Annotated in this window: 3 protein-coding genes; all 3 read right to left on the bottom strand. The window is 42.2% G+C overall.

Annotation, left to right across the window (positions count from 1 at the left end):
• The coding region (locus tag IBX40_13165) for a glycosyltransferase (GenBank protein MBE0525261.1) at positions 1–638 on the bottom strand (638 nt) is incomplete at its 3' end.
• 70 nt (positions 639–708) lie between these two features.
• Complete coding sequence (locus IBX40_13160; protein MBE0525260.1) at positions 709–1,644, bottom strand: GDP-L-fucose synthase; 936 nt, start codon at positions 1,642–1,644, stop codon at positions 709–711.
• A 62-nt stretch (positions 1,645–1,706) separates the two neighbouring features.
• Positions 1,707–1,989: glycosyltransferase (locus tag IBX40_13155; GenBank protein MBE0525259.1), on the bottom strand; the 283-nt coding region annotated here is incomplete at its 5' end.

Here is a 1,989-nt window from a genome sequence, read left to right as displayed (position 1 = left end):
GTAATTCCTCCAGTTTGCATTCCTGTAACAATCAACCCATTTATAAAAAGAGCATCTCCCCCTTCCTTAAACGCCCTGATTAGCAGTTCATAATCTCCTGCTATTTTGAAAGATTCATCAAACTTTCCGTAGCGTTCAAAGAGGCTGCGATGGTGAAACATCCCTTGATGCGTAAAAGTGCCTATTCCATCTATAATTATGCTCCTCCAGGTGTAATCCCACGAAAAACCATCAATACAACTTATCTCATCATCTTCTGTTACTCTTGCAACCTGCCCATACACCATCAGTATACCCTGAGATTCCGCTTTGATCATATGTGGCATCATCTCTTCAAATACAGTCCTGCTCCAAAGATAATCATCAGATCCCAGGAAACATATCCAATCTCCGGTGGTATGACCCAGTGCTTTATTCCATGCATGGTAAATACCGTTATCCGGTTCTGATTGCCAGTAAGTGATGTTATCTTGATTGGATTTAATAAGTTCTACCGTACCATCTGTAGAACCTCCATCAATGATAATAAGCTCTTTATTGAGATAAGTCTGATCAGATACACTATCAATACAACGCTGTAAGGTTTTGGCACCATTATACACGGCTACAATAACAGAGATTAAGGGGTTTGAGGTCATTTTATTTTATCAATGGAATTTTTATAGATTTTTAATCTCCGTAAAATTTTAGCATTGTTGTTATATTTGTTTAATTATTACTAACATACCACTCACATGCCTGTTTGATTCCATCTCTCAAGGAGATCCTCGCATTCCACCCAAGTTCCCGCAACCTGCTGACATTCAGCAATTTCTGCGGTGTACCATCCGGCTTTGTGGTGTCGTACACGATATTCCCCTCATATCCCACGATCTCCCCCATCAATTCAGCCAGTTCCCGAATCGTGATATCCTCTCCGACTCCGATATTGACAAATTCCCCAATATCTGAGGCATCATAGTTCTCCATCAGGTACACGCAGGCATCCGCCATATCATCCACATACAGAAATTCCCGCCTGGGTGCTCCAGTGCCCCACACTACGACCTGCGGTTCATTGTTCAGCTTTGCCTCATGAAACTTGCGTATGAGCGCTGCCATTACATGAGATGTTTCAAGGTCATAGTTGTCATTGGGTCCATAAAGATTGGTTGGCATGACCGAGATGAAGTTCGTCCCATACTGCTGGTTGTAATGCTTGCACATCCGTATTCCAGCGATCTTTGCCACCGCATATGCCTCGTTGGTGACCTCAAGTTCACCTGTGAGCAGGTATTCTTCTTTGAGTGGTTGCGGCGCAAGTACGGGATATATGCATGATGAGCCGAGGAACAGCAGTTTTTTCACGCCATTGGTGTAGGCGGCATGGATGACATTGGCTTCTATCATGATGTTTTCGTAGATGAACTCTGCGGGGTATGTACTGTTTGCAAGGATGCCGCCCACTTTTGCCGCGGCTAAGAAGACGTATTCTGGTCTTTCGGTTTCGAAGAAGTTATTTACAGCCTCCTGGTTGGTGAGGTCGAGCTCGCTGTGGGTGCGGGTTATGAGTTTTTGGTAACCTCTGGTTTCGAGGTTTCGTTTTATGGCTGAGCCTGCCATACCGCGATGGCCTGGGAGGTAGATTTTTGATTGAGGATTCATTGTTTTATTTCCTTGTATCTCTTTATTACCCATAAACTATTTCAGGAACTATGCTTATTTGGTCAATGTTTTAAATCATATGCATACTTATAAACTTTAAATGTTTCATGAGCAGTTTTGTCCCAACTGAATTTTTTCTCTTGTTCAAAACCAAGATTAATCAATTTTTCACGCTTTGACTCATTGCTTTCTAACAATTCAATTACATTAATTAAACTATCTATTGAATTGGGATCAAACAATAAAGCTGCTTTATCCACAACCTCGGGGATTGAGCTTGTGTTACTGGTAATGACCGGACATCCCATTCCCATAGCTTCAAGCAATGGGATGCCAAATCCTTCA

Source organism: Methanosarcinales archaeon (assembly GCA_014859725.1).
Lineage (GTDB): Archaea > Halobacteriota > Methanosarcinia > Methanosarcinales > Methanocomedenaceae > Kmv04.
Note: the sequence above shows the minus strand (reverse complement) of the source record. Positions and strands in the feature narration are given on the sequence as shown.

Excerpts from the sequence above, each read along its gene's own strand:
- IBX40_13160 (MBE0525260.1), bottom strand. The coding sequence starts at position 1,644 with ATGAATCCTCAATCAAAAATCTACCTCCCAGGCCATCGCGGTATGGCA.